19 protein-coding genes are annotated in these 26,555 nt (G+C 66.4%); 7 read left to right on the top strand and 12 right to left on the bottom strand.

Going from position 1 to position 26,555, the window contains the following annotated elements; translation table 11 throughout:
- The 7 genes from RAH32_RS02510 to RAH32_RS02480 are packed head-to-tail and all read right to left on the bottom strand — an operon-like array spanning position 1 to position 13,982.
- Positions 1-2,271, bottom strand: a complete 2,271-nt coding sequence (locus RAH32_RS02510) for a hypothetical protein (RefSeq protein WP_306604814.1) — start codon at positions 2,269-2,271, stop codon at positions 1-3.
- 13 nt (positions 2,272-2,284) lie between these two features.
- Positions 2,285-2,971, bottom strand: coding sequence for a hypothetical protein (locus tag RAH32_RS02505; protein ID WP_306604813.1), 687 nt, complete (start codon positions 2,969-2,971; stop codon positions 2,285-2,287).
- A complete protein-coding gene (locus RAH32_RS02500; RefSeq protein ID WP_306604811.1) occupies positions 2,968-4,569 on the bottom strand; it encodes a phospholipase D-like domain-containing protein in 1,602 nt (533 codons plus the stop codon). Before RAH32_RS02500 ends, RAH32_RS02505 begins: the two co-directional genes overlap by 4 nt.
- A 16-nt stretch (positions 4,570-4,585) precedes the next feature.
- Complete coding sequence (locus tag RAH32_RS02495) at positions 4,586-7,039, bottom strand: hypothetical protein (RefSeq protein ID WP_306604810.1); 2,454 nt, start codon at positions 7,037-7,039, stop codon at positions 4,586-4,588.
- A gap of 12 nt (positions 7,040-7,051) precedes the next feature.
- A complete protein-coding gene (locus tag RAH32_RS02490; RefSeq protein ID WP_306604809.1) occupies positions 7,052-9,424 on the bottom strand; it encodes a hypothetical protein in 2,373 nt (790 codons plus the stop codon).
- A gap of 9 nt (positions 9,425-9,433) precedes the next feature.
- Entirely contained in the window at positions 9,434-11,728 is a 2,295-nt protein-coding gene (locus tag RAH32_RS02485; RefSeq protein ID WP_306604808.1) for a hypothetical protein, read from the bottom strand.
- A gap of 16 nt (positions 11,729-11,744) precedes the next feature.
- Complete coding sequence (locus tag RAH32_RS02480) at positions 11,745-13,982, bottom strand: hypothetical protein (protein ID WP_306604807.1); 2,238 nt, start codon at positions 13,980-13,982, stop codon at positions 11,745-11,747.
- Between the two features lie 446 nt (positions 13,983-14,428).
- Between RAH32_RS02480 and RAH32_RS02475 the strand changes: the two genes are divergently transcribed.
- Both RAH32_RS02475 and RAH32_RS02470 read left to right on the top strand, forming a co-directional pair.
- A complete protein-coding gene (locus RAH32_RS02475) occupies positions 14,429-14,863 on the top strand; it encodes a YsnF/AvaK domain-containing protein (RefSeq protein ID WP_306604806.1) in 435 nt (144 codons plus the stop codon).
- Positions 14,853-15,767, top strand: a complete 915-nt coding sequence (locus RAH32_RS02470) for a YsnF/AvaK domain-containing protein (RefSeq protein ID WP_306604804.1) — start codon at positions 14,853-14,855, stop codon at positions 15,765-15,767. The genes RAH32_RS02475 and RAH32_RS02470 overlap by 11 nt, the downstream gene beginning before the upstream one ends.
- A gap of 43 nt (positions 15,768-15,810) precedes the next feature.
- Here the strand turns inward: RAH32_RS02470 and fni are convergent, their stop codons facing one another.
- Positions 15,811-16,869 (bottom strand): type 2 isopentenyl-diphosphate Delta-isomerase, encoded by a 1,059-nt coding sequence (gene fni, locus RAH32_RS02465; protein ID WP_306604803.1) that lies wholly within the window; start codon positions 16,867-16,869, stop codon positions 15,811-15,813.
- A gap of 66 nt (positions 16,870-16,935) precedes the next feature.
- Between fni and RAH32_RS02460 the strand changes: the two genes are divergently transcribed.
- On the top strand, positions 16,936-17,895 hold the full coding sequence (locus RAH32_RS02460; protein ID WP_306604802.1) for a polyprenyl synthetase family protein: 960 nt from the start codon (positions 16,936-16,938) through the stop codon (positions 17,893-17,895).
- Between the two features lie 25 nt (positions 17,896-17,920).
- Here RAH32_RS02460 and RAH32_RS02455 read toward each other — a convergent pair whose 3' ends face one another.
- Genes RAH32_RS02455 through crtY form a run of 3 tightly spaced genes read right to left on the bottom strand, consistent with a single transcriptional unit; the run spans position 17,921 to position 21,461 of the window.
- Positions 17,921-18,838 (bottom strand): phytoene/squalene synthase family protein, encoded by a 918-nt coding sequence (locus RAH32_RS02455; protein ID WP_306604801.1) that lies wholly within the window; start codon positions 18,836-18,838, stop codon positions 17,921-17,923.
- Positions 18,835-20,310 carry a phytoene desaturase gene (locus tag RAH32_RS02450; RefSeq protein WP_306604800.1) on the bottom strand — a complete coding sequence of 492 codons (1,476 nt, stop codon included), beginning with the start codon at positions 20,308-20,310 and terminating at the stop codon, positions 18,835-18,837. The genes RAH32_RS02455 and RAH32_RS02450 overlap by 4 nt, the downstream gene beginning before the upstream one ends.
- Positions 20,307-21,461 carry a lycopene beta-cyclase CrtY gene (gene crtY, locus RAH32_RS02445; protein ID WP_306604799.1) on the bottom strand — a complete coding sequence of 385 codons (1,155 nt, stop codon included), beginning with the start codon at positions 21,459-21,461 and terminating at the stop codon, positions 20,307-20,309. The genes RAH32_RS02450 and crtY overlap by 4 nt, the downstream gene beginning before the upstream one ends.
- Before the next feature lie 56 nt (positions 21,462-21,517).
- Here crtY and RAH32_RS02440 point away from each other — a divergent pair, with 56 nt between their 5' ends.
- Complete coding sequence (locus RAH32_RS02440) at positions 21,518-22,129, top strand: DUF2585 family protein (RefSeq protein ID WP_306604797.1); 612 nt, start codon at positions 21,518-21,520, stop codon at positions 22,127-22,129.
- On the opposite strand, the gene RAH32_RS02435 is transcribed toward RAH32_RS02440, so the two are convergent.
- Positions 22,101-23,315 carry a glycosyltransferase gene (locus RAH32_RS02435; RefSeq protein ID WP_306604796.1) on the bottom strand — a complete coding sequence of 405 codons (1,215 nt, stop codon included), beginning with the start codon at positions 23,313-23,315 and terminating at the stop codon, positions 22,101-22,103. The two genes, RAH32_RS02440 and RAH32_RS02435, sit on opposite strands and share 29 nt — an antisense overlap.
- Before the next feature lie 117 nt (positions 23,316-23,432).
- On the opposite strand from RAH32_RS02435, the gene RAH32_RS02430 reads away from it, so the two are divergent.
- From RAH32_RS02430 to RAH32_RS02420, 3 genes are all read left to right on the top strand, one after another.
- Positions 23,433-24,107, top strand: a complete 675-nt coding sequence (locus tag RAH32_RS02430) for an HAD family hydrolase (protein ID WP_306604795.1) — start codon at positions 23,433-23,435, stop codon at positions 24,105-24,107.
- Entirely contained in the window at positions 24,104-25,063 is a 960-nt protein-coding gene (locus RAH32_RS02425) for a sugar-binding transcriptional regulator (RefSeq protein WP_306604794.1), read from the top strand. Before RAH32_RS02430 ends, RAH32_RS02425 begins: the two co-directional genes overlap by 4 nt.
- A gap of 146 nt (positions 25,064-25,209) precedes the next feature.
- Positions 25,210-26,532, top strand: coding sequence for an ABC transporter substrate-binding protein (locus RAH32_RS02420; RefSeq protein ID WP_306604793.1), 1,323 nt, complete (start codon positions 25,210-25,212; stop codon positions 26,530-26,532).
- The last annotated feature ends 23 nt before the right edge of the window (positions 26,533-26,555 follow it).

Genomic DNA, 26,555 nt, shown 5'->3' with positions numbered 1-26,555 from the left:
TTACCGCAGCACGACAAAGGGATCGTCGGTATCGACCGGCGGCTCGATGATGTCGTCGGCGGCGTTGCGCCCCACACGGCGCACCGTATAGCGGAAGCCGCGCCTTGCGGGGTCCGCGATCAGCCAGGACCAGGTCTGGACCATAGGTCCCATATCGGAAAACAGCAGCGGCTTACGCAGGGATATGTTGTGGGCCGGATCCTCGTATTCCAGCGTCACCATGACGCGGGCAAAGCGAGCCCAATCGACCAGTGCTGTATCAACGATCACCTCGACCGAGCCGGTCCCGCTGGGTCCGACTGTGATCGTCTCGCCCAGGTTGCCGCTGTGGTCGGTCGTGGATTCGGACCCGTCGTGACGCAGAACCTTGACCTGATAGTCGAAGCGCGTCAGGTCGCGATCGACCTGGCGTGCGGTCCATGTAAGGGTGCGAATCCTATCGTTCAGTTCCAACGTGGCCCGTTCGGTCAGGTCATGGGCCGGGTCGGCATAGGTGGCCGTGACGAAGATCGCCGTCACTTCGGTCTGGAAATTACCGCGTGCAATGAAGGTGGTCGGCACCCGCGCCTCGAACGGGCTGGTAATGGTCAGCGTCTCGGCGGCGTTTTCCTCGGGCGGAAGGGTCAGGGTGGTGCCGTCGGTCATGCGGTAAAGGCGGTCCACGCGATAGGGCCGGATCGCCCCCCCGGCGGGAACCGAGACCAGCCAACTGCCCGTGGGGCTGGCGGGGGACAGGGTCACGGTCTTGACCGCGCCGCGCGCCGTGGGATCGGGATAGGTCAGCGTCACATCCACGGAAGCGACCTCGGGCGGCATGGGCGCCAGCAGCAGATCGACCTTGACCTGGCCCAACTGGGCATAACTGATGACCAGGACCTCGCCCGTGCCTGCATTCCATCCCCCGGCGGGGGGATGTTCGGCCGTCACCATGGACCCGGTGAAATGAACCACCGTGCGATAGCGATAGTTGGCCTTGGCCACCCGGTCCGGTCCCATCGCCAGGTCGAAGCGGAATTGCTGCGGGCCGTCATCGCGGCTGAGCCGGATCTGCTTTTGCACCCGGACCCGCTGGTTCTTGATCTCGTCGAATTCGTCATAGTCGATGAAGACGCTGACCAGAAGGATCGGATCGACCTCGAAATTGATGTTGGGCACGACCGTCAGCGTCATCACCGGAATGTTGGGCTGGGACAGGCTGGCATAGCGGATGGCCGCCGCCGCCTCGGCCTGGGTCAGTTCGGTTCCCAGGATGTTGTTGGCGCCGTGTTCGATCTGGACCACGTCGCGGCGGCTGATGGTGACATCGACCCTGCCCGTGACCTCGGTCGTTTCGCGGAACCAGTATCCGCGGCCCTTCTCGTCCTCGGTTTCGTCCTGCGCCGGAATGGCGGGTTCGAAAAATCCGGGCAGGATGTTGTTCTGCAGGATGGTCAGCGCCATCTTTTCCAGTTCCTGGGTCAGATCCTCGGACGGGTCGGCGTCACGAAAATCGCCGTCGTCGATCTCGATCGTCAGGGTCTGGTGGGTGTCGCGGAAGCTGGAAAGGGTCGGCGGCGCGTAATAGACAAGCCGATGGATCAGCAGGCCCTGAACCGTCAGGAACGGCCGCATGAAGGCGTGCTCGCGGGCCTCGGTCAGAAAGTCGCGGCGGTCGCCGTTGATGCGGATGGTCACGGCGGGGATGCGCGCGATCATCATCAGCTTTTCATAGCGGACCTGGATCGGCAGCGCGCCCTGTTCCATCGTCTGCCGGATGAAGCGCGCCCCGCTTTGCGTCAGTTCATAGGAAAAGCTGGCGCTGTTGATGCCGGTGGACAGGATTGGGCAGGTGCCCTGGGCCGCGATCTGCAGGTCGCCGCCGAAGGTCGTGGCGACGGCAGTGCCGCCGATGAACTGGGGCGCATAGCCCAGTTCCGGTTCCCCCGGCCGCAGGATGATGCCCAGGAAGCGGAAGCCCCGGCCCAGTTCGTCGGCAAGCCGCTGGCGCAGAAAGGCACGGATGCGGTTCTGGTCCGCCTGCGAAACCTCCAGCCCCACGGTCATCTGCAGGTGGCCGCGCTCGACATCCTCGGTTGCCGGGATCGGCTGGGAATGGTCGCGGGTATAGGCGATCAGGTCGATCATCGGACGACTGGCGGGATCGCGCGGATCGCTGCGCAGGATGCGGGGCTTGGCCGCGACCATATAGAATTTGCGCGCGTTTTCGTCGTCGCGATAGATGACCACGTCGGGGACGCCGGGGACGGTAAAGCTGCCGTAAAGCGAAAGCATGTCGTCTGTCCTTTCAGGTTCGATCGAAGCCGGCCCAGATCACGTCGCGGCTGCCGGGGGGCAGGCGCAGAGGCTGATCACGCCTGATGGAAAGGGTGGCTGCGTTCTGGCGGCGGGTGGTCGTGCTGCTGGAGGAGCGTTCCAGCGACAGTCGCCCGTCGCCGCCCGACAGGCGCAGGGTTTCGTCCAGGGATGTCGTGGCCTCGGGCGGGGCCATGCCGCGCAGTGTCAGGGTGATCCGCGCCACCCCGTCCGGCAGGCGGCGATCCCAGGCACGGGCCATCGCCGCGCCCGGCTCGCCCCCCGGCACCTCGCCGTTCAGGGCGATGGTGCCGCCGCGCCAGGAGGCGGCATGGATCGTGGCGCCGGTCTCGGGGTCGTCGCTCAGGGTGGCTTGCAGGTCCAGATCGGCTTCGGCCATCAGCAGGCGGGGGGCGGGGCCGTCGGGTTGCGCCAGCCCCGCGGTGATCGCCGCCATGTCGGCGGGCGGCGCATCCCCCCGCAGGGGCAGGATCCAGAAGCCGCCCAGGATGCCTTCAGCCCGGTCCCTTGGTCCCCGCCCCATGACGGTCAGCGACGGCGGACCGTCGGGGATCAGGTCCAGCGGCAGGACATGATGGACATAGGGATCCGCATCGTCGCCAAAGACCAGCAGGTTGGCCTGCCCGCGCATCGTCCGCATGGTGCCCAGGGCGATCATGACGTCACCGGCAGGCCGATATTGCCGGTCAGCATCAGGATCAGGTCGGACCCCCAGCTTTGGCGGCTGTCCACCTCGAACAGGGCGTCAGCAGCCAGGCGTTCGACGGTGCCCAGGGTCGGGACGGCGACGGGGGTGGCGATGCGTTGCAGCGTCCCCTGGGTGCCGCCTTCGGGGATCGCGAACCATCGGTTCAGCGCCGCCGTCATGTCGGGTTCGGGGGCGCCGAAGATGCTGTCCCACAACTGGCGGCGGAAGGCGGGGACGGCGGCCTCGGCTTCGTCCATGAAGGCAAAGCCGTGTTCGAAATCGGTGAACTGCGACCGGACCGAGAAGTTGGGCGAACCGACGAAGCCCCATTTGTCGTCGGCGATGGCGATCTTGCAATGCACCACCTTGGAGGAATGGTTGAAGATCGCCACGCGCGCCTTCTGCGCCGCCGTCAATCCGCGCATCAGGTGGAAGTTGATCGCCCGTGCCCGTGTCCAGGATCCGATGTCGCTGGGCGGATCGTTCGGGTCGAACCGCCCTGTGACCAGCACCACGCGGAAATCGTCGTCCGCCCGCAACCGCGCATTCAGCGCGTCGCACAGGGGCTGCGACGACAGCATCTGATCCTCGACATAGTAATAGGTCTCGGCCCCCCCGATGGCCGCCCGCCAGCCGCGATCCACGTCGAAGACACCCGACGGCGCGAAGGTGCATGTGTCGTTCATCGGGATGGGCGAGAACCCGAACAGCGAGGGAAAGTTGAACTGCGGGACGGTGCGCAGCGATTGCGCGTGGATGCGCCCGGCCGACGGACGGCCCACGCTGCGCGCCGGGATGGCGGTCGCGGCGGCGGTGCGGTTGTCCAGGCTGATCGCATGGACCTTGCCACCAAGCGTCACGGAAAAGGACAGCGGCTTGACGGGGCGGGACTGCACCTCGTTCCACATCTCGCGCCAGAAGTCGAAGGCGGGCTGCGCGGCGGGACCGGTCAGGCGCAACTGCACGTCGCGCCAGACGGGATCGTGGCGGTCGTTGACGCAATCAAGCCCGCCGGTGAAGACCGTCATCTGGTCGTCGTTGCCCACAAGGGCCAGCTTGGTGTGGACCGCGCCCGCCGGGTGGGACAGCGTGTTGCAGGCGACCTTGTTCGCAAGCGCGGGCTCGGTGCGCAGTTCCTTGATGAAGCGCATGGTGCCATAGCTGGTGCGGAACGCCTCGGCCGCGTTGGACTGGACGATGCTTGACGACATCATCTCGGGCGCCAGGACCCATCCCAGGACGCGCACGTCCACACCGGCCCGCGCCTTGGCCTTCAGCAGGGCGGTCATTTCCGGCCCGCCGGTCATTGTATCCAGCGAGAACAGCGGCGTGAACCACCAGCCCGCCAGCCACAGGATCGGGTTGCCGCTGGCGGGCAGGGCGTCGATGGCGGCCTTCAGTTTCGCGAAATAGGCCGGACCCATCAGCAGGGGTTCGACTTCGTTGGCCAGATGGATGGGCACGACGGGCTGCGCGGTGCCGTCGCCCCCGCCACTGCCGAAAATGCCGCTGCCGCCCGCAGGTTCGGCGGTGAACATGTAGCGCAGCTTGTCGGTTTCGAAACTCATGATCGCGCTCCGTGTCTCAGGCGGTGATCTGCAAAAGGACGAGGGTGTTTTCGGTGGTGACTTCGGGCAGGGCGCGCTGCTGGCCGGTCTGAAGCATCAGCGTGGCCTGCCAGGAAAAGCTGCGCGCCGCGCGGTCCTTCAGCCGCACCACCCAGCGGGCGGGTTCCGCCGCCTCGACGAACAGGCTGGCGGTCTGGCGGAATTCGGGGTCGTCGTCGGGGGTCCGGTAACGCAGGCTGACCAGGATCCCCAGGACGCCCAGCGCGGCCATCGGCGGGCCAAGGTATCGCAGCGTCACCTCCATCACGTCGGCCGCCGGAACGCCGACGATGGCAAGGCCGTCGGTCAGGGGCTGGAAATTCAGGGTTTCGATGCCGCCGCGGTCGAAGATGCGGCGTTCGCGCAGGCGCACCTCGGGCAGGGGCGTCGGGGCGGGCAGCACCACGGTAACGGGCACCGCGCGCAGGGGTTCAGTGACTTCGACGGCGGCGCTGGCGATCAGTTGGCCTGCCTGCCTGACCTCGTAATCGACCAGAACCGAGCGGAGTTCGTCCAGCGGATCGGACAGCATGACGGAAAACTGCGCGGCGGGCCGCTGCGGAACGGGCAGGACGACCAGATCCAGGGGTTTGGCGCCTGTGGGGTCGGGGCGCATCTCCTCGGCCAGGGGCTTGGTGCTGCCATCCGCAAAGATCGCCTCGGCCGTGATGCGCGCCGCGTCGTTCGTGTCGGCGAAGCGGACATTCGCGATGGCGGGTGCGCCGCCTGGCGTCAGCACGAAGCTGCGACGGTCGTCGATGACCCCTTCGGGATCGACATAGGCGACCGTCGCGCGCACTTCCGACAGGTCGGGTGGCACCACGCGGGGCAGCGTCAGCGTGATCGGCTGGCGGCGGGCCAGCATCGAGGGGTGGACGGACAGCTGCCGCGCCTCGGACCGGGTCCAGGGTCCGGTGACGGTCTGGCGCGTGTCGCCCAGGCCGAAGCCCGGCAGGTAATGCAGCGTCAACTGGTATTCATAGCCCATGTCCCCGCCCTGATCGCGGGCAAAGACGAAGCTGGCGCGGTCATCGGCGCTGTCCAGGATCACGTCGGCGGTTTCCTTGGGCAGCCCGTCCGGGCGGCGGCCATAGCGCAGGTTGACGGTCATGGCGCGAATGCCTTCGGCCGCGAAGTCGGTGCCGCCCGCGTCCACGTCGATGCGCAGCCGGGCGAAGAAGGGATGGTTCAGGCTGATCTTGTGGATGCGGGCGCGGATTTCGCGTTCCGATCCCATGAACAGCAGCGGGTTCTGCGGCCCGGTGCTGCGCTGCATCGCGGTGGTGCGCGACAGGTCATAGGTGACCTTGCGCAATTCGCGCTGTTGGAGATGCCGCATGGTGAAGGTCGCCGTCGGATGGCCCAAGGCCGAGGATTGCGCGGCGACCTGGGTGTTGGCGGCAGGGGCAGGCTGGCCTTCGCCCGGTTCGGGCGGGGGCGTGTTGATGTCGTTTGCGGTCGCCATCTCGCGGGTCGTCACCACCTGGCCCATGGCTTGCCCGATGGCTGCGGGAAGGCCTTGGCGGAACAGGCCGGTCGCGACCTCGCCCGTCGGGGCGGCGAAGACACTGCTTTCCTCGACCGACGGATCGCCCAGCTTCAGGGACGGTGCGAAGAAGGCGCCGGTCGCCAGTTCCTTGACCAGGGCGTCGATCCGGTCCCGACGTTCCTTCATCGCCTCGGGCGTGGAGAGTTCCAGGCTGCGCACGGTGTCGTCGATCTTGATCGCCTGGTTGTCGCGCAGTTCTTCGACGATGTTGTCGATCTCGCCTGCCACGACGATGGCGTTGAAGCCGATGCGGGTGCGCAGGAAGTCATAGACGCGGGAATAGTCGATCTCGATCCGCAGGCTCTCGACCTCCATCAACCCGGTGTATTTCAGGTCATAGATGGCGATCAGCGGGCGGGCGGACCGGCCCTGTTCCATCAGGTCGGCAAAGAAGGCCGCGCCGTCCTGGGACAGTTGCAGCGAAAAGACCGCGCGGTTGTCGCCGTCCAGGTTTGGCGTGGTGGCGCCGAAGACCTTTTCCACCAGCCGGATGCCGGTGGGGCCGGGATCGCTGGCCGGGCCGCCGGTGCCGTCGGGATTGATGGGCGCCACGCCCGTGTCCAGCCCCGCCAGCCGGACAGACCCTTCCGTAAAGGGAATGGACACCAGCCGCGCATTGTCCCCGAACTGGCGGCGCAGTTCCCGCAGCAGCGGCTGTTCCAGCGCCCCAAGCCCCGTCGAGATCGCCAGCGTCAGGAAGCCGCCGGTCTGCAGGTCGTCGGCCTGGCCGCCCTTTTCATACAGCATCAGGTCGAACATCAGCCCGGCCCGGTCCCGCGCGATCACCGGGTTCTGGGGCAGGAAGAAAAACACTTCGGGCTGGTCCGCGTCGCGATAGAGCGTGACCCCCAGAAGCTCGAAACGGGTATTCAGGTCCAGCATGGTCGTTCCCCTTCAAAGGGTTCGGATCGAGATGATCAGTTGCAGGGCGTCGGTGCGGGTCTGCCAGGGGCTGATGGCGGCCTCGCCCGTGCTGCGGAAGGTCTGGGTGCGGAAATCATAGGTCAGGGGTTGGCCGGGACGGCGGATCAGATCGACCGTGGCGGTGATGGGATCGCCCGGACCGAAGAACAGTTCGGTCGTGCGGGGGGCGCCTGTTTCGTCCGGTGCGCGCACCTCGACCAGCACGGCGTCCAGGCCCGTGGATGCCAGATCCCCGCCGATCAGGCGCACCGTCAGGGCATCGGGCCGCGCGGCGTCCGATCCGACAACATGGGTGGTTTCATCCCAGTCAATCCATTCCCCCTGCGAGACGATGCCGCCTTCGCGCACGGTCGATCGGATGCGGACGGTGCGGCGATCCTCGTCCAGGATCGACCATTGCAGCGTCAGCGCCTGGAAGGGCGGGACCAGCGTGTCGCGGAAGCGACGGCGATAGCCTGCCGTTGCGTCGTCGTATTCGACCTCGACGTCGATGCCTTCGACCGAGGGGGACAGCACATTCGGCTGGATGATCAACTGCCGCTGCGCGCGGAACGGCGCGTCCAGGGTGAAGAAGGCGGATTCGGCGATCTGCTGCGGCGCCGTCCAGACGCCGCTGTCGTCCGCAAAGACATAGGTGGGCGTCAGGCGGAAGGTGCCGGGGCCTTTCTCCTCGGTTCGGATGGACCATTCGGCGCCGTTGGGGGCGATCTCGGCGATGGTGCGGTCGAAGGGACCGTGCAGGCCGAAGGTCCGGCGGGCGGTGAAGGCGCCCGAAGGGGTGGCGAAGTCCGCAGTCAGGCTGATTTCGGCCACGTTGGCGGGAATGCGGCCCGGGCGCAGGATCAGGCGGCGATAGCCGAAGTCGCCGCGCGGATCGACCATCACCGCGCGGGTGGTGGAGGTGGTGCGCGGCGTGACATAACGGCTGCGATCCACCGTGGCATTCACCGGATCGTCGAATTCATAGGTGATGTCATAGGTGACGGCCATGCTGGGCCGTCCGTTGCGATGGAAAGCCAGCACGCGGGTGCGTTCGCCCCCCGGCAGGCAGACCAGCGGCGGCTTGACATCCGGCGGACGCGACGGGTCGCCTTCGCCATAGGCCATGCTGACGACCGCCTGGCGCAGGTTCATTTCGGCGAAGGTTTCCTCCTCGGGCAGGGACACGATGGCCTCGACCCGGTCGAAGAAGGCGGAGGCGGTGCCCAGGTTGATGAGGGTGGTGTGTTCCGCGTGATCGTCAGGGTCGATCAGGGTTTGCAGGAATGCCTGCGGCGCGTCGGTGCGGCTGACCGGCATCCGCGAGTTGTAACTGAAGGTGCCTGACAGATGCGCGGTCTCCTGTTCGAATTTCAGCGTCAGGCCCAATGATCCGCCGGTCGCCGCCGTGGCCGCGCCTGCGGCCCCCCCGGATGCGGCCCCGCTGCCGGTGCGCGCCAGGGCGGCGATGGCCTCTCCCAGGCCCTGGCCCGGCGCGGGTTTGGGCGGCTGGGGCAGCGAGGGGCGGAACATCTGCTGGATCAGGTCTTCCTTGAACAGGGCAATGGCCCTTTGCTCGGCCTCTCGCGCGGCGTCGCTGTCGATGAAGGTGGAGCTGTCGATTTCCACCGCATTCGTCTGCACCAGATGGTCCACGGCGGCCTGGATGTCGGCCTTGAACCACTGCACCTGGCCTTGCAGCCCGCCGCCGAAATGGCGGCGCAGCTTGTCCATGTCGGCCCTGACGGTGACGTTGACGGCGGGCGACAGGCCTTCGAATTCCAGTTCATAGACCACGCCCACGGGGGTCGAGGTCGCGTCGAACATGCCTGCCATGAAGGCCGCCCCGTCGTCGGACAGGGACAGCGAGAAGATGGATTGCAGATCCCCGAGCAGGGCAGGCACCCCGGCGCCCAGGATCGCGGTGACAAAGCGCGGGCGCCCGGCATTGGGATCGGCCCCGGCCGGATCGGGCGTCACGGTGCCCAGCGTCGTGTTGTCCAGCGCGATGACGCTGGCTTTGCCCTGTGTATAAGGAATGGGGGACAGCTTGATGGCGTCCTCGTCGGCGTCGGTGGCGCGCGCGATGGCCTTGCGCGCCTCGCGCAGTTCCCGGTCGGTGCGGCGGCAGTTCACGCCAAGGGTCAGGAAGCCACCGCCCATCTCGTCCGGGATGCGGGTGCCGGTCAGGAAATCGTGGACCAATGCCTCGGTATAGACCCACAGGTCGAACATGGGACGTCCCTGGGGGCCAAGGGCCATCTGCGGCATCCCGGCGCTGTAATACCACAGCAGCGGATCCTCGTGGTCGGGAAACAGGATCACCCCGTCTGCCTCGATATGCGGGGTTTCAAAGCTGAGCATCGGTTCCCCCTAGGCCTGGAATGTCATCTGCGGCACGCGGATCAGGACCAGGTCGCGGGGCCAGTCGGTCCAGGGGCTGCCATTCGGAAAGCCGTTGGTATCGCGCCAGTCGGCCTTGATGCGCAGACGCGCCACCTCGGGGGCGAAGCGCGGAAAGGTCCAGGTGCCAAGATCGGTGCCCGTCTGATCCCCCGCGACGGCGATGCGGTGCTGATGATGCAGGGTGCCGTCGGACCCAAGCGCCTGCGCCTCGATCCGCAATTCGGCAAGCCGGTGCAGGGACAGGGGCAGGCCAAGGGCGCGGAACCGGACCGCGCGCATCTCGACCAGTTCGCGGCCAATGGCGATGGTGGTGTCGGTCGTCTCGCGCCAGTCGCCCTGCACGACGCCGCGCCCGGTCATCAGCGCGGTCAGGCGATAGGTCAGGGCCGCGACCTGCGGGTCCGCGATGGCATAATCCCGTTCGATCAGCGGCTGGTCCGGGGACAGGTTGATGCGTTCGTCGATGCGCAACCCGTTGGCCGGGTCGTCATAGCGGATTTCCAGAAAGGCGATCGTCACCTCGGACCAGGGCAGGGTCGCAAAGAAGGTCGCGCGGCGGCGGTGCGGCAAGGGGTCGGGCAGGGTCACGCGCAGGCCCGGTTCCCGGCGCCAGTCCAGGGCCACCGGCCCGCCCTGGGCCATGGGGCGTTCGAATTGCAGGCGGTATTCGAAATCCTGCGGGTCCGCGCCATGGCCGCGGAATGTCCATTCGGCTTCCGGTCGGTCGGCGGTCAGGGCCAGCATGGCGCGCTGCGTTTCCTCGGTCCCCTCCATGCGGCGCAGATCGACAGTGACCTGCGGGAATTGCGCAAAGGGAAAGCCGGGTGCCACGCCGATGACGGGCTGGCGCAGGCGGTAGGGACCATCGACGCGCGGATCCACGATCAATTCCCCCGCGCGGCCTTCGATCCAGGGGCCGGTTTCGGACGGGCGTTGCCCGAAATCCGATGCGGGGTCGTAATGGCAGCGCAGCCGATAGCGATAGGGATCTGTCAGCAATCCGGACGCCGCATCCAGCAGGTTGACCGCATAAAGCTGTCGGTCGGCCGCATCGTGGAAGATGAAGGTTTCCGGGTGCAGATCGCCCCCGCCATCGGGATCGGGCAGGGCCAGATCCACCTCGACTGCGAACAGGCCGTCGCTGGCGAAGCGGTCCATGACCCCGACGCTCACTTCCCGGCGGGGGATGGATGCGATGTTGACCCCGCCGATCAGACGGTCGCGCAGGGCGGGCCAGCCGGGGCGTTCGTTGCCGTCCTGATCCACGCGCAGGGCATGCAGTTCATGGCCAAGCGTTGCCTGGAACACCAGGTCGCGGCGGCGGACGGTGGTGCGGTTCAGCACCGCGTCGATCTGGCGGACATCGTTCTCGCGCCGCGTCTTCAGCTTGAAGGACGCGCCGGGCATCAGCGTGTCGAACAGATCCGTCACCGTCCCGGCAAGGGAATCGACCAGGGTGGGCGCGGGCGGGGGCGTCGTGCCATAGGCGGGATCGAAATAGGTCTCGGTGATCCAGTCCAGCACGGCGCGTTCGGCCGCCGCCGCGTCGTCGGTGGCCTGGCCGTCCATGATGACGGTATCGACGCGCACGCCTGCGGTCGAAAGCGCATCTCGGGTCTGGGCCGCGATATCGGCCCGGACATACCACACATTTGCGCGAAACCGCGCGTCCAGTTCCTGTTCCAGCCGCGACAGGTCGCCCGAAACCTTGACGCGATAGGCCGGGTGCAGCCCCGACAGCGCCATGCGATAGACCACAAGCGCGGGCAGGGTCGGATCGCCCACTCCCGCCTCGATGAAGGCGGCGGCCGTGGCGTTCAGGGCGACCTGGAAGCTGGCGGTGTTCACGCCCGCCATGGACGGACGGGTGCTGCCCAGGACCGTCACCTCGAACGGGGTGCCGGGCGTGGCGGCCCCGCCCTGGGTCTGGCCCAGCAGGGTCAGTTCCACCTGACCGTCGTCGAACAGCGGCAGGGACAGGCGAACGGCCCGGCCCAGTTCGTCGGACAGGCGCTGCGCGATCCGGTCCTGCGCGGCCTGGGGCACCGGCAGTTCCGTGGTCAGCGACAGGAACCCGCCCGCCAGGGCCGCGCCGCCCGCCCCGTCGCCCAGATACCGCATCAGGCCGAAGGCCGGGCCGCCGTCAGGTGCATCGGCCAGCAGGGGCGCCGCCGGCAGGACGTGGAAAAGGCCCGGGTCCCCGTGGTCGGCAAAGACGGGGTGGCCCTCGATCAGCCGGATGGGCGGGGCAAAGGACAGCATCGCGCGATCCCCTGCATCACCGTGCCGGCGGGTCCAGGATCAGCCAGCCTTCCGGGTTGGTGAATGTGTCGGTCTGGTCCTGTCCGTCGATCCGTTCACCCGAGGCCAGGACGTAATCGACGCGATAGGTGTAATCCAGCCGGGCCGGATCCGCCAAGGCAACCGTCCAGACCGAGGTGTCGTCCGCGTCGCGCAGGATCACCCCATGCGTGTCCGACACCCCGTTGGCGGGATCGTCATAGCGCAGCGTCACCATGGCCCGCCGCACCTCGGTCCCGAAGGCCAGATCCTCGCCCGAAACGGTCAGCCGGTAAACGCCGCCCGGCGCGTTGCCCACGACCGCCGGGACGCCGGTTGCGTCGATGGAGCGGGCGGGCAGGGTGCGCGCCGCGCCGGACTTGAACAGATGCGTTTCCGCCACCGATACGGTCCGCTTCGCCGGATCCTTCAGGGGCGCGATGAAGGTCTTGATCTTGCCCACCTCGTCGGGGGCGAAGAACAGCGACTGCTGGCTGCGAACGTCGTTTTCGGGGTCGTCATAGGTCAGCGACACCAGGATGCCGCTGAGTTCGTTCCAGTCTGCCGAAGGCACCACGTCCAGTCGCAGTTCATCCTCGAACGGGGTGGATACCTTGATGTTCGTCGTGCCTGCGGGCGCTTCCAGCCAGGGGGTCGAGATCTTCTGCGTCGGAAAGACATGGGTGACGCGATAGCGGAAGGGCCTGACCTCGGGCGAATAGACGGGCTTCTTGATCTGGACCTGCGGGCTGTCCTTGGTCAGGCTGTGCTGTTCCGTGAACGGCAGGACGTTGTTGCGGCGATCCTCATAGGCCAGTTCGATGTCGATGGATTGCAGATCGCCGTCAAAGCCGATGGCGGGGGCGGTAAAGGTCACGTTGATCTCGCCCGGGTTGGCCACGGCGATGACCTGTGCCGGCGCGATCGACGTCGCGTTCAGCAGCCGTTGCTTCAGGACAGGGCCGTCGCGGTAATGCACCTCGGCGATGACCTGGTATTCGTTGCTGCGGCCCTTGGCGGTGATGAATTTCTTCCGCTGGTTGTCGTCCTTGGTGAAGATGAAGCTTTCGGATTTCTGGATGCGTCGCCCGGTGTTGTCGGGGCTGTCATAGATCAGGTCCACGACGATCGAATGGACGTAATCCTCGAACCGTTCGAAATCGAAGCTGGTCGAGACATCGACCTCCAGCCGCTGGAAGAAGGGATGGGCGATGGTATCGACGATGATCAGGTAGTCGTTGACATCGGCGGTGATGAAGGTCGGGTTGATCGTCGCGCTTGGGTTGTATTGCCGCAGGATGACGTCGGACTGGGTCAGGACCAGATCGAAGTTCTTTTCGAAATCCTCGTTGATGAATTCCAGCCATTCGCTTTGCAGCTGTTCCGTCGTCAGGATGCCGCCCACGTTCAGCCATTGTTCGTTGATGAACTTGTCCATCGCGCCCAGGGCGAAGTCGCGCAGGTCCGATATCATGTCGTCGTCCAGTTCGACCTCGGCCGATCCGGCGCGGATTTCCAGTTCCACCAGGGAATTCTCGCGCAGGAATTCGGAATAGCCGGTGCGTTTGCGGGTTTCCGTGGTGGTGTCGCCGCCCCAGAAATCCTCGTCCACGACCTGCTGGGTGGTATAGGTCGCCACGACATTGCGCACGCGGGACGAACTGATATGCGCCTCGATCACGACGGCGGGCAGGCGCACCTCGAATTCCAGGTTGTATTCCACCGCCGCGATGTCGCCGCCCTGGCGCAGCACGTCGGCAAAGATCTGGGCACCCTCGAAGGGCATGTCGGCCACGATGGACACGGTATTGCTGCCAAACAGCGATGGCTTGCCCAGGTCGATATTGTTGATCAGCATCCCGCCCGTGCCGCGCGCGATCCGCAGGGCGGCCGTGCCGCTGGTGAAATTGACCGGCCGTATCTTGGGCGTGGGGATGGGCGCGCCGGGCGAAGGCGCCTCGGACCGCAGGATCTGCTGCGCCCTGTCCATGGCCCTGGGACCGATCACGTCGGCGGGGGCTGTCAGCATCGTGGTCATCACGATGAAGCCGCCGCCCTGCTGCTTGCCCTCGATCGGCAGCCCGGCCTGATACAGAACGAACTGGAACTGGGGCGACCCGTCCGGGTGGCGGGCAAGTTCAACGGACTTGGGAAGGTAATAGAAGACCTCCTTCGCTTCGTCGTCGCGAAAGAAATCGACCCCCTCGATCGAGAATCCATCAGTCAGCGATAGCATCCCTGGGCACCCATGAACGGTCAGGTGCCGCGGAACGCGGTCCTGACGAGAGACAACATTTACTAAATCAAGGATATGGTTTTAATTATTAACTCAGACTCGCCTGTTGGTAAAGTATTTGTTTGCGGGATTTATATGATGCATTCACTTCCAAATCCTCTGGTCCAAGGATTGCGATAATAAATCTTGATTTTGTCGACCTGAAAATAATTGATTTCAATTGATTAAATGATGGTCCGTTGAGGGGGGTTGTCCTGCCTCCTTCCTGTGAGGGCATCAGCCGTCGAACTTCTCGGAGAGCATCTCAGGGCATGTGCTGACCCAGGGGTGCTGACTTGCCCGAATCCGGCAGCTTTCAGCCGCTCTCTTTTATGTGAACGAACGCATCGCAGCAGCGTCTGTTGTTCCATGGCTGGTCGCAAGGACCGATGAACCGCGGAGGGCGAATGCCTGACGAACCCAATGCCGATATCATTCCCGTTATCGAGGAAACGGTATCGCTGTCAAAGCAGGCCATGGTCACTGGACGGGTGCGCGTCTCGACGCAGACCGAAACCGTCGACCATCTCCTGCCGGCAGATCTGTCCAGCACAGAAGTCGAGGTGGTTCGGGTGCCCGTCAACCGCAGGATCGACGCCGTGCCAGAGGTGACGACCCAGGACGATCTGACGATCATTCCCGTTGTCGAGGAACGGCTGGTCGTGACGCGCGAACTGTATCTTCGGGAGGAGGTCCATGTTCGGCGAATATACCGCCAGGAAACCGTCGAGATTGCGGCGGAAACGCAGCGTCAGGTCGTTCGGGTCGAACGCATGTCCGAAAACGGGCAGGGCTTTGATCCGACCCCATCCAACAACAAGGAAGATCACGATGACCTATGACAATCAAACCGGCAGCATGGGCGGCACTTCGGTTTCCGCCATGTTCGACAACCAGAACGACGCGCAGCGCGCAGTGGACCGCCTGGTCCAGGCGGGTATTCCGACCGCACGGATCAGAATGGTGTCCGGCGGATCGGACGTCACTGCGGCGACCGGCACAAGGACTGGTGACGAAAAGGGCTTTTGGGATTCCCTCAGCGATTTCTTCTTTCCCGACGAAGACCGCTATGCCTATGCCGAAGGGCTGTCGCGCGGGGGCTATCTGGTCACGGTGACCGGCCTTGGGTCGTCGGAATACGACACGGCCCTGGACATCCTGGATGATGAAGGCAGCATCAATCTGGACGAACGCACCGACAGCTGGCGGGCCGAGGGCTGGGGCGGATACGAATCCAGCAGCTATGCAACGGCATCCGCTGGCGCGGCCACGGCGGGCGGTTCGCTGTCCGGCGATCTGGACGCGCGCACGGAATATGGCGCGCATGGCGAGCAGATGGGTCTGCGGTCAGACGAAACGATCCCCGTGGTCGAGGAACGCATCCGCATCGGCAAGCGCGACACCAGCCATGGCCGTGTCCGCGTCCGCGCCTATACGGTCGAGGAGCCTGTCACCGAAAGCGTCGATCTGCGCGAGGAGCGTGTGGAAATCGAACGCCGCCCGGTTGACCGTGCCTTGACCGGAGAGGATGCGACCTTCCAGGACCGCGTGCTCGAGGCCGAGGAGTACCGCGAGGAAGCGGTGGTGCAGAAAGAGGCCCGCGTGGTCGAGGAGATCGGTTTGCGCAAGACCAGCGACACCCATCGCGAGACGATCTCGGACACAGTGCGCCATACCGAGGTCGAGATCGAGGACGACCGCGACGCGACCGGCACCATTCGCCGCGACACTGACCGGAACATCTGAACTCTGCAAGACAGGACGGCGCCTTCGGGGCGCCGTTCCTTCCTCAGCGCAGCCGCGCCCGGCGCAGTTCCGCAAGATTCGCGCTGCCGGTGCAGAAACAGGCGGTGCGCAACTGCTTCAGCACGATATCCAGTTGCTGTTCCAGCGCCCCTGGCCCCTCGATTGCCGAGGCGAGGACAGCCCCCGCCAGCGACACCACATCCGCACCCAGCCGGATGGCCCGCGCGGCGTCCAGACCCGTGATGATACCCCCCGATCCGATGATGGTTGCATCCGGTGTTGCCTCGCGGGCGGCGCGGATCGCCTGGGACGTGGGGATGCCCCAACCCGCAAAGCAGGCGGCCACCTGGGCCGAGACCGGATCGGGCGCACGCGCGGCCTCGACCCGTGCCCAGTCCGTGCCGCCCGCGCCCGCGACGTCGAAATGGGTGATCCCCTCGTCGGCCAGGCGGGCAATGACGGGCACGGACAGTCCCGTGCCAACCTCTTTCACGACGACCGGCACGGGCAGGTCGCGGGCCAGGGCGCCGATCTTGGCGGCAAGGCCGCGCCAGTCGCGGTCGCCTTCGGGTTGCACGGCTTCCTGCAAGGGGTTCAGATGCAGGATCAGCGCATTTGCGCCAATCGCCTCGACAGCCTGCAGGGCCTGATCGCGGCCGAAGCCCCGGTTCAGCTGCGCCGCGCCGAAATTGGCCAGGATCGGAACGTCGGGGGCAAGCTTGCGCAGGCTGCCGTCCAGCCCCGCCGTGCTTCCGCCCTCGATCATCACGCGCTGCGATCCGACAGCCAGGGGCAGGCGCAACCGCTGGCAGACCTGCGCCAGGACGCGATTGATCGCGCCCGCGCGGCTTGGCCCGCCCGTCATCGACCCGATCATCACGGGGGCGTCAATGCGGTGGCCCAGAAATTCGGTGGACAAATCGACATCGTGCCATGAAACTTCGGGCAGTGCGACGTGTTCGAACAGGACCGCCTCCAAGCCGGTCGTTATTGTCGGGCTTGCCAGTCCGGCAAGCACGACGTCCAGATGCTGTTCTTTCCGAGAGGTGAGCGTGAGACCGGAATCATTGTCTTTCCCAAGCGACGGGTCGGGGTGGGTCATGCCTATCAGCCCTTGTCGTTTCGCGTTGTCCCTGTCTGCACAACGCCCGTTTTGAAGGACAGTCTCATGCACCAGCAGGCAATAGACAAGCCGAACACGGCACCCCGCCATCCTGATGCCCAGGCGGGTTTCGTGCGCCAGCTGGACCAGCGCATCACGCATCACCTGTCCCAGCTTGCGCCAGCGCCCGCCCGCCTGGTCGAGGCCGCGCGCGACGCCATGTCCAGCGGCAAGCGGCTGCGGCCCTATCTGTTGCACCTGGTCGCGGGGGATGCGGCCGACCGGGGCGCCGTGCTGGACATGGCCGTGGCGCTGGAGATGGTGCATACCGCCTCGCTGATCATCGACGACCTGCCGTCGATGGACAACGCCATGCTGCGGCGCGGACGCCCCACGACCCATGCCCGCTTCGGCGAGGCGACGGCGATCCTGACCGCCATCGGCCTGCTGAACCACGCCGTGTCCATCGCCAACAGCCTTCCAGGCATGGACGCCGTCCAGCGCGGCGCCCTGGTGGCGATCCTGTCGGGGGTGATGGGCTGGCAGGGGCTGGTCGCCGGTCAGGAACTGGATCTGAACGGATTTTCCGACGCGGACCAGACGGGCGATGCCCTGGACCGCATCACCCGCATCAATGCGCTGAAAACCGGCGCCCTTCTGTGCGCCGCGGTCGAGGCAGGGGCGATCCTGGGCGGCCGCGCGGACGGCGAACGAAGCCTGCTGCGCCGCTTCGGCGAGGATCTGGGGCAGGCCTTCCAGATCGCCGACGACCTCATCGACATGCTGTCCGACAGCACCGCGATCGGGAAGGACGTCGGCAAGGACGCGGGCAAGGAAACCTATCTCGCCGTCTTCGGGGCCGAGGAGGCACTTCTCCGCTGCCGCGCCCTTCTGGCGTCGGCGGATGCCGCGCTTGTGGGGGCAGGCCTGTCGCCCGAGCCGTTCCGCTGCATGATCGACGCCATCTTCACCCCGATGCTGGACCGCGTGCCCGCCGCGCAGCAGCAGGCAGGTGCGGCCCGGTAAGGCCGGGCGGGGATTGGTTGCCGGCCTAGGGCCTGATGTAAAGTCCGTCGCGGCCGACCCGGGCCGCGCGGCGGCGCGGGGCCAGAACGGTCGATCCGACCGCCCTGGCCGCCAGCCGCAGCTTTTCAGCTTTCGTCGTGGACAGGCGGCCGTTCCAGGCATCCGGCCCCTGTGCCCGCAGCTTGACGCCGATCTGGCGATAGATGTTGCGAGCGGCGGCGATGGCCAGGGCCGGGCGGCGGGGCAGGGCCGCGATGCCCACATCCGCGCTGCGATAGTAGACTTCGGCATCGTCCAGCAGGCGCAGCGCGACGCGGTGCAGGGCGGGGCGTTGGGCCGGGTCGTCGGGGTCCACAGCCTCGATCCCCTCGGCCCGCAGCAGATCGCGCGGCAGATAGGTTCGCCCGATCCGCGCGTCATCGATCACGTCCCGCGCGATGTTGGTCAGCTGGAAGGCAAGGCCCAGGTCGCTGGCGCGGTCCAGAACCGCTTCGTCCCGGACGCCCATGATCCGGGCCATCATCACGCCGACGACCCCCGCCACGCGATAGCAGTATTCCAGCAGGTCGCCCATCGTGTGATAGACCTGTCCGTCCACGTCCATCGCGAAGCCGTCCAGCAGTTCATCGACATGACGGTGCGGGATGTCGCGGGCCTCCACGACGCGGGCCAGCCCGGCATAGACCGGCGTGGCTGCGTCGCCCCGCAGCGCCCGATGCGTCAGGTCGCGCAGTTCCGCAAGCCGGGCCGCAGGATCGCCCTGGGCCGTGGCCGCGAAGCCCGCCTCTTGCCCGTCGATCACGTCGTCGGCGTGGCGGCACCACGCGTAAAGCATCACGCAATCCTCGTGCATCCCGGCGGGCAGGAATTTCGAGGCCATGGCGAAGCTTTTCGACCCGACCGCGATGGACTGCCGCGCCTGGTCCAGGGTCGCGTCGCTCATGCCCGTTCCCCGATCATCAGCGATGCCGTGGCCTCGGCCGATCCGACGACGCCGGGAATGCCCGCGCCGGGATGGGTGCCTGCGCCGACGATATACATGTTCTCCAGCCGCTCATCGCGGTTGTGGGGGCGGAACCAGGCGCTTTGCGTCAGGATGGGCTCGATCGAGAAGGCCGATCCCAGATGCGCATTCAGTTCGGTCTTGAAGTCCTGCGGCGTAAAGTGGCGCACCGTCACAAGGTCGCGGCGCAGGTTCGGGATATAGCGTTCCTCAAGATAGTCCAGGATGCGGTCGCGATAAGCCTCGGCCGCCTTGTCCCAGTCCATGTCCACCGTGCCCAGATGCGGCACCGGGGCCAGCACGTAATAGGCGCTGCACCCTTCCGGGGCGAGGTCTGGATCCGTCACCGACGGCGCGTGCAGGTAAAGCGAGAAGTCGTCCGCCAGCTTCCTGCCCCCGAAGATCTCGCCAATCAGCTCGCGATAGCGGGGACCGAACAGGACCATGTGGTGCCGCAACTCCGGCCGCAGGCCGCGCAGCCCGAAATAGATCACGAACAGCGACATCGAATGACGCTTGCGGGCCAGCTTCTCGCCCTTGGGGTCGCCCAGCAGGTTGCGATAGGTGTGGACCACGTCCGCGTTGCTGGCGACCATGTCGAAGGGATGGCGCTGCCCGCGCGCGTGGACGGCGGTGGCGCGGTTGCCCTCGGTCTCGATCCGGTCCACGGGGCTGTCCAGGTGGATGGTGCCGCCCAGTTCCTGGAACAGTTGCACCATGCCCGCGACAAGGGCGCCGGTGCCGCCCTTGGCGAACCAGACGCCGCCCTGGCGTTCAAGCGCGTGGATCAGGGCATAGATGGATGATGTCGTGAACGGGTTTCCGCCCACCAGCAGCGTGTGAAAGCTGAAGGCTTGGCGCAGGTGTTCGTCCTTGATGTGTCGCGCGACCATCGAATGCACTGACCGCCAAGCCTGAAGGCGGGCCAGCTGAGGCGCGGCGCGGATCATGTCCGAGAAATGCAGGAAGGGCACGGTGCCCAGCTTCTCGTAGCCCTCGCGATAGACATCGCGGGAATAGGCCAGGAAACGGCGATATCCTTCGACATCGGGGGGGTTGATCGCGTGGATCTGGCGCTCGATCGACGGCTGGTCGTCGGCATAGTCGAAGACCGTCCCATCTTCCCAGCACAGGCGATAGAAGGGTTCCACCGGCAGCAGGGTCACGTGTTCGGAAATGTCGCGGCCCGACAGGCGCCACAGCTTTTTCAGGCATTCGGGATCGGTGATGACCGTCGGCCCCGCATCGAAGGTGAAGCCTTGGTCGTGATAGACATAGGCCCGCCCGCCGGGCTTGTCGCGCTTTTCAAAGACGGTGGTGGCGATGCCCGCGCTTTGCAGACGGATCGCAAGCGCAAGGCCGCCCAGACCCGCGCCGATGACGGCGGCGGTCTTGCCGGGTTCGTGTTTCATGCGGGATTCACCTTGAGGGTTTCGGACAGGCAACGCAGCGCGCGGCCCACGGGGACGGGCGGGCGGCCCGTGAGGATGCGGGCCTTGTCGGCAAGCGTGCTGCGCCCCGCATAAAGCCGTTCGATCAGCGGTTCCGGCAAGCGATAGAACCGTTCCATCACGCGGCGGCGTTCGTCGGGGGCGGCGGCCTCGAACAGCATCCGCGACAGCAGGCGATAAAAGCCCTGCGCCTTTGCCTCGGCCAGGGAATTGCGGCGCAGCGCCTGGGCTAGCGCGCGCGGCCCCTGCCGCCAGTGCCGCGCGATCAGGTCTGCGCTGCGCACCGCAAGGGGCAGGCTGTACCCCGTCAGCGGATGAAACCGCATGGCGCGCAATCCGATGACCGGAATGTCCCGAGGCCGGGTGCGCCAGAAGGCATTGGCGTCGAAACGCAGGGCGATGGGAAGGACGCCGCTTTCCTCTCGCTCGATATGGTCCACCCGCCAGCCGTGGCTTGCCGCATAGTCCGCAATGCCCGTGCGCTGGTCCGCGGCCGACAGGGCGGCGCCGTCGGAATAATAGGTCGCCTCGATCAGCATGCGGGTGTCGTCGAAGGGCAGAAGATAGAAGAACCGGTATCCGTCCTGCTGGGGCACGGTGGCGTCCATGATGACAGGACGCGTCAGGCCATGAGGGGCGGTCAGGCGCAGTTCCTGGCCCAGGAACTTCTGGAACCGCACCTGGATGGCGGGATGGGGGGCAAAGCCGCGCGCGTCGATGGCAAGCGCGTCGATCCGCGTCCCGTCCGCCAGCAGGACACCCGTTGCGTCGATGGCGGTCACACGGGCCGTCAGCCGAGACACCCCGGGCAGATCGGCCAGAGCAGCGCCCAGGCTTTCGGCATCCACCGAGGCATAGCCCGCCCGCAACTGCCGGTCATAGCCGGGAAAGCGCACGTCCTGTCCGTCCCAGGCCCGCCGGATCGCCGGGGCCAGCCAGGCGCGCTGGGCTGCATCCACGTCATCCGCGTGAAAGGACCATGTATGGCCAGCCAGGGGATCGGGTCGCTGATCGACCAGCAGCACCCGCGCCGCGCCTGCCAGACGCAGCGCCGCAAGCGAAGCCGACAGCCCCGCTCCGACGAGCACGATGTCTGTGGAGTTCGCTGTCATATCCCGTTGATCTTGTGCCCCTTGTCACTGCCGCTGGCGTCCTTACTGTGGCAAGGATGACCGAAGAAAACCGTTCCGCCCCGCCGCTGTCCCCTGAACGATCCGCCAGCCTGACGCTGGATGCAAGCGAATTGCCGCAAAGCCGGGGCTGGGGGCGGCAAGCTGTCGCACTGATCGCGCTGGCGCTTCTGGGAAAGCTGACGATGCTGGCGATCCTGGGTCGCCCGATCAACTGCGATTGCAGCCAGCTTTGGGCGATGCCGGATCAGGCCGGGTTGAATTCGCAGACGGTGCTGGACCCCTACAGCGTGCTGCACCTTGTCTTTGGGGCTGTCCTGGCCAAGCTGGTCTGGTGGAAACGGCCCGACTGGCCGCTGTGGAAGATCGTCGCGGCCGTGATCGTCAGCAGCACCGTCTGGGAGGTGATCGAGAACCTTCCCGTCGCGATCGAACTGTTCGGCTATTCCGACGACGATCCGCTGGCCTATGACGGGGACAGCATCGTCAATTCCTTCAGCGATACTACCGCGACCGTGCTGGGGGCCGCGCTTGCGCTGCCGCTGACCGGATGGCTGGTGGCCGCCTTGGCTGTCGGATCGGAACTGCTGCTGTCGCTGTGGGTGGGCGACGGGTTCCTGATCATGCTGTGGCGGGCCTTGGGGCTGTGATCAACGCCTCGACCCGGTCGATGGCGCCCGCCGCGCCTTTCCACGTCCCCGCCTCGGCCGCGAATTGCCGTGCCGCCAGGCGATAGCGGGGATTGTCCAGCAGGGTCCTCACAGCAGCGGCGATCCGCGCCGTGCTGCGTTGCCAGGGTTGCAGCCGCAGGCCCGCGCCGCAATGGGCGATCCGCGCGGCCACGCCCGGCTGGTCATGGGTCAGGGGCAGGGCCAGCATCGGAACCCCGGCGGCCAGGCATTCCAGCGCGGTGTTCAGCCCTGCATGGGTCACGCACAGGTCGGCGCGCGCCAGAACCGCCTGCTGCGGCACAAAGCTGCGCACCCAGTCCGCCGGGATCGCGCGCGCCTGGCGGTCGGTCAGCGATCCCGCATGGGATACAAGCACCTGCGCGCCTGCCCGGCGGCAAGCCTGCGCGATCCGTGCCAGAAGCCCTGCGCGGTGGCCCTGCAAGGTTCCCAGCGATGCATAGGCGAACGGCCGCCCCGGATCGGGGGCGATGTCGGCCGGAAAGTCCTGCGCCACCTGGCCCTGGCGAAAGGGACCGGCCGGGACGATATGACCTCCGTTCACCGGACGGGGATAATCGAAGCCCGGCGCCATCTGCGACAGCGCCAGATCCGGGGACAGGCAATCCTGCAGGCGGCGCAGATCGCCCAGCGACCAGGATCGCGCCCAATGCCGGATGACGCGCGATTGCGGGGTCATCAGAAGATCGGCCACCCGTTCGCCCCCCGCGTTGCGCCGCAGGCCGTCTGCCGTGGGATCATGCGGCCAGCCCAGGAAGGGCAGGGGAATGCCCGGTTCGGCATCCACCGGCACGGCACAGGCGACTGACACCAAAGGCAGCCCCAGCGCACGGGCCAGCAGGCCGGACGCGGGTTCCATCTGATCGCCCAGAATCAGGTCGGGCGACAGGTCGCGCAGCACGCCCAGGCCATCGCGGCACAGCCGGTCGGTGCGGCGCGCGCCCGCCACGATCTCGGTCAGCAGGCGGCGGGGCTGGGGGCGGGCAGGGGGACCGGGCAATGTGACCTGCGCCGCACCGTCTTCCAGCGCGATGCCGGGTTCCGTCAGGAAGATCGCCTCGTGGCCGCGGCGGACCAGTTCGCGGGCCAGGGCTTCGAAGGCGCGCAGGTGGCTGTGAAGCGGCGGGGTGATCAGGACGGCGCGCATGGATCCTCGTGGGGGTAGGACAGGGCATTGACAGGGCAGTCGTGGCACAATTGCCGCCGGGTTGCACTTGCGCATTCTCACCGGTTTGCCGCATGGGTATGGCAAGGGGGGCGGCCATTGACGATCAAGCTGATCATCTTCGATTGCGACGGCGTGATCGCCGACAGCGAGGGTCTGTCGGCTGCCGTCCTGATCGACCTGCTGGCCGCCCTGGACATTTCCGTCACCCATACCGATGTGCGGCGCGATTTCGTGGGCCGCAGTTTCCCGACCGTCGCCCAGACCATCCGCCAGCACTTTGGCAAACCCCTGCCGGACAGCTTCGAAGCCGATTACCGCGCGCGCCTGCTGGACCGCTTTACCACCGAACTGGGGCCGACCCCCGGCTTCATGGCGATGCTGGACGCGCTGCGGATCCCTTTCTGCATCGCCACGTCGTCAAGCCCGCAGCGGGTCGCGCATACGCTGCATGTCCTGGGGCTGACCGGCCGTTTCGCTGGGCGGGTCTTCACGGCAAGCCAGGTTCGCCACGGCAAGCCCGCGCCCGACCTGTTCCTGCTGGCGGCCGAGCGCATGGGCTGCCCGCCCGCCGCCACCCTGGTGATCGAGGACAGCGGCCCCGGCATCGCGGCCGGGCTGGCGGCGGGGATGCGCGTGCTGCATTACGCGGGCGGCGTTCATCTGCGGGGCCATGATCCCCTGGCCCTGCCGGACCGGGTGCGATCCTTTGACAACTGGGACGATTTTCCGCATCTGTTGATGGATCTTCAGGAAGGAACCGCCATCCCGTGAACGCAGGACGATTCAGCCCCGATGCAGTCCGCCTGGATGATGCCGCACGGGCGGGATGGCTGTATTACGTCGCGGGCAATACCCAGGACGAAATCGCCCGCAAGCTGGGCGTCAGCCGCCAGTCGGCGCAGCGGCTGGTCGCCATGGCGGTCAGCGAGAAGCTGATCAAGGTTCGCGTCGATCATCCCATCGCGCGCTGCATGGATCTGGCCGGCGCCTTGTCGGACCGTTTCGGCTTGGCATCCTGCGAGGTCGTGCCGTCGGACCCCGATGCGCCCGACCTGCTGACCGGCATCGCCATTGCGGCGGCGGCGGAACTGGAACGCACGCTGAAATCACCCGAACGGCGCATCGTCAGCCTGGGGACGGGCCGGGCGCTGAAGGCCACGGTGGAACAATTGCCGCGCATGTCCTGTCCGCAGCATGTGATCGTGTCCCGACTGGGCAACATGATGCAGGACGGCTCGGCCTCGCCCTATAACGCGACGATCAGCCTGGCCGAACGGATCGGGGCGCCGCATTACCCCTATCCCCTGCCGGTGCTGGCCCGGCACCCTGCCGAACTGTCTGCGATGCGAAACCAGGAAGCCGTGCAGAACACCATCCGCCTGTGCGAACGGGCGGACCTGTCGCTGGTGGGCATCGGCCAGATGGACCGCAGCGCGCCCATGTTCCTGGACGGCTTCGCCAGCGCGGCCGAGATGGACGAACTGGCCGCCCTTGGCGCGGTGGGTGAAATCACGAGCTGGGTTTACGATCGGGAAGGCCGGATCATCGACTGCGCCTTCAACGAACGCGTGGCCTCGGCCCCCTTGCCGCGTGCAGGTGAACGGCCGATGATTGCCGTTGCAACCGGCGAAGCCAAGCTGCCTGCAATCCGGGCCGCGCTGGTAGGACATCTGGTGAACGGGCTGATCACCTCGGAAGCCACGGCCGAGCGTCTGCTGGCCGGCTGAGCCTCATCCCCCCTTGATTGCAGGGAATTTGCCGCTTTGGCGGATTGGTCGGGCATGGCAAACTTTGCTGATTGACAGACGGCCAAGGCTTTGTGAGTATTTGCCCGTCGAAGTGGCAAATGCCCAAACGACAAGGGGAGGATAGCATGACCACGACTTTGCGCGCCCTGTTGGGTGCGACGGCGCTGTGCGCCACCGCCGGGATCGCCGCTGCGCAGGACAATGTGACGCTGACGATCGCCACCGTGAACAATGGCGACATGATCCGCATGCAGGGTCTGACCGATGAATTCACCGCTGCCAATCCGGGCATCCAGGTGGAATGGGTGACGCTTGAGGAAAACATCCTGCGCGAGCGCGTGACCACCGACATCGCCACGCAGGGCGGCCAGTATGACGTGCTGACCATCGGCACCTACGAGGTTCCGATCTGGGCCAAGCAGGGCTGGCTGGTGCCGCTGGAACTGGGCGAGGCCTATGATGTGGACGACCTGATCCCGGCGGTCCGGGACGCATTGTCGGTCGATGGCAAGCTGTATGCGGCGCCGTTCTATGCCGAATCGGCGATGGTGATGTATCGCACCGACCTGGCCGAGGCTGCGGGCGTGACCATCCCCGATGCCCCGACCTGGGCCGACATCCGCGACGCGGCGGCGAAGATGACCGACAAGTCCAAGGAACAATACGGCATCTGCCTGCGCGGCAAGCCAGGTTGGGGCGAGAACATGGGCTTCATCACCGCCATGGCCAACAGCTATGGCGCGCGCTGGTTCGATACCGACTGGAAGCCGCAGTTCGACAGCGAGGAGTGGAAGGCCACGCTGACCGACTATCTGTCCATGATGAACGAATACGGCCCGCCCGGCGCCTCGTCGAACGGCTTCAACGAAAACCTGTCGCTGTTCCAGCAGGGCAAGTGCGCCATCTGGATCGACGCCACCGTCGCCGCCAGCTTCGTGACAGACCCCAAGACCTCGACCGTGGCCGACAGCGTGGGATTTGCGCAGTTCCCCAACCGCGAGGGCGTGGATAACCGCGGCAACTGGCTTTGGGCCTGGAGCCTGGCGATCCCGACATCCTCGGACGCGCAGGAGGCTGCCCAGACCTTCATCGCCTGGGCAACGTCCAAGGAATATTCGGAACTGGTCGCCGAACGCGAGGGCTGGCGCGCGGTGCCGCCGGGAACCCGGACCTCGCTTTACGAGAACCCCGAGTATCAGGCCGAGGCGCCCTTCGCGGCCATGACGATCGATTCCATCAACGCGGCCAATACGCAGAAGGCTTCGGTGCAGGACGTTCCCTATACCGGCGGGCAGTTCGTCGCGATCCCGGAATTCCAGGGCATCGGCACGGCGGTGGGCCAGCAGTTCTCGGCGGCCCTTGCGGGGCAGATGTCGGCCGAGGATGCGCTTGCGGCGGCCCAGTCGAACACCACCCGCGAGATGACGCGGGCGGGTTACATCAAGTAACGAGTCTCTCGGTTTCCAGTCCG

Origin of the sequence: Paracoccus yibinensis (assembly GCF_030846195.1) — a bacterium.
Lineage (GTDB): Bacteria > Pseudomonadota > Alphaproteobacteria > Rhodobacterales > Rhodobacteraceae > Paracoccus > Paracoccus yibinensis.
This window is presented reverse-complemented; position numbering and strand designations above follow the sequence as displayed.

Bases quoted from the DNA above. Each gene is read 5' to 3' on its own strand.
- RAH32_RS02510 (WP_306604814.1), bottom strand. From the start codon at position 2,271: ATGCTTTCGCTTTACGGCAGCTTTACCGTCCCCGGCGTCCCCGACGTG.
- RAH32_RS02505 (WP_306604813.1), bottom strand. From the start codon at position 2,971: ATGATCGCCCTGGGCACCATGCGGACGATGCGCGGGCAGGCCAACCTG.
- RAH32_RS02500 (WP_306604811.1), bottom strand. From the start codon at position 4,569: ATGAGTTTCGAAACCGACAAGCTGCGCTACATGTTCACCGCCGAACCT.
- RAH32_RS02495 (WP_306604810.1), bottom strand. From the start codon at position 7,039: ATGCTGGACCTGAATACCCGTTTCGAGCTTCTGGGGGTCACGCTCTAT.
- RAH32_RS02490 (WP_306604809.1), bottom strand. From the start codon at position 9,424: ATGCTCAGCTTTGAAACCCCGCATATCGAGGCAGACGGGGTGATCCTG.
- RAH32_RS02485 (WP_306604808.1), bottom strand. From the start codon at position 11,728: ATGCTGTCCTTTGCCCCGCCCATCCGGCTGATCGAGGGCCACCCCGTC.
- RAH32_RS02480 (WP_306604807.1), bottom strand. From the start codon at position 13,982: ATGCTATCGCTGACTGATGGATTCTCGATCGAGGGGGTCGATTTCTTT.
- RAH32_RS02475 (WP_306604806.1), top strand. From the start codon at position 14,429: ATGCCTGACGAACCCAATGCCGATATCATTCCCGTTATCGAGGAAACG.
- RAH32_RS02470 (WP_306604804.1), top strand. From the start codon at position 14,853: ATGACCTATGACAATCAAACCGGCAGCATGGGCGGCACTTCGGTTTCC.
- fni (WP_306604803.1), bottom strand. From the start codon at position 16,869: ATGACCCACCCCGACCCGTCGCTTGGGAAAGACAATGATTCCGGTCTC.
- RAH32_RS02460 (WP_306604802.1), top strand. From the start codon at position 16,936: ATGCACCAGCAGGCAATAGACAAGCCGAACACGGCACCCCGCCATCCT.
- RAH32_RS02455 (WP_306604801.1), bottom strand. From the start codon at position 18,838: ATGAGCGACGCGACCCTGGACCAGGCGCGGCAGTCCATCGCGGTCGGG.
- RAH32_RS02450 (WP_306604800.1), bottom strand. From the start codon at position 20,310: ATGAAACACGAACCCGGCAAGACCGCCGCCGTCATCGGCGCGGGTCTG.
- crtY (WP_306604799.1), bottom strand. From the start codon at position 21,461: ATGACAGCGAACTCCACAGACATCGTGCTCGTCGGAGCGGGGCTGTCG.
- RAH32_RS02440 (WP_306604797.1), top strand. From the start codon at position 21,518: ATGACCGAAGAAAACCGTTCCGCCCCGCCGCTGTCCCCTGAACGATCC.
- RAH32_RS02435 (WP_306604796.1), bottom strand. From the start codon at position 23,315: ATGCGCGCCGTCCTGATCACCCCGCCGCTTCACAGCCACCTGCGCGCC.
- RAH32_RS02420 (WP_306604793.1), top strand. From the start codon at position 25,210: ATGACCACGACTTTGCGCGCCCTGTTGGGTGCGACGGCGCTGTGCGCC.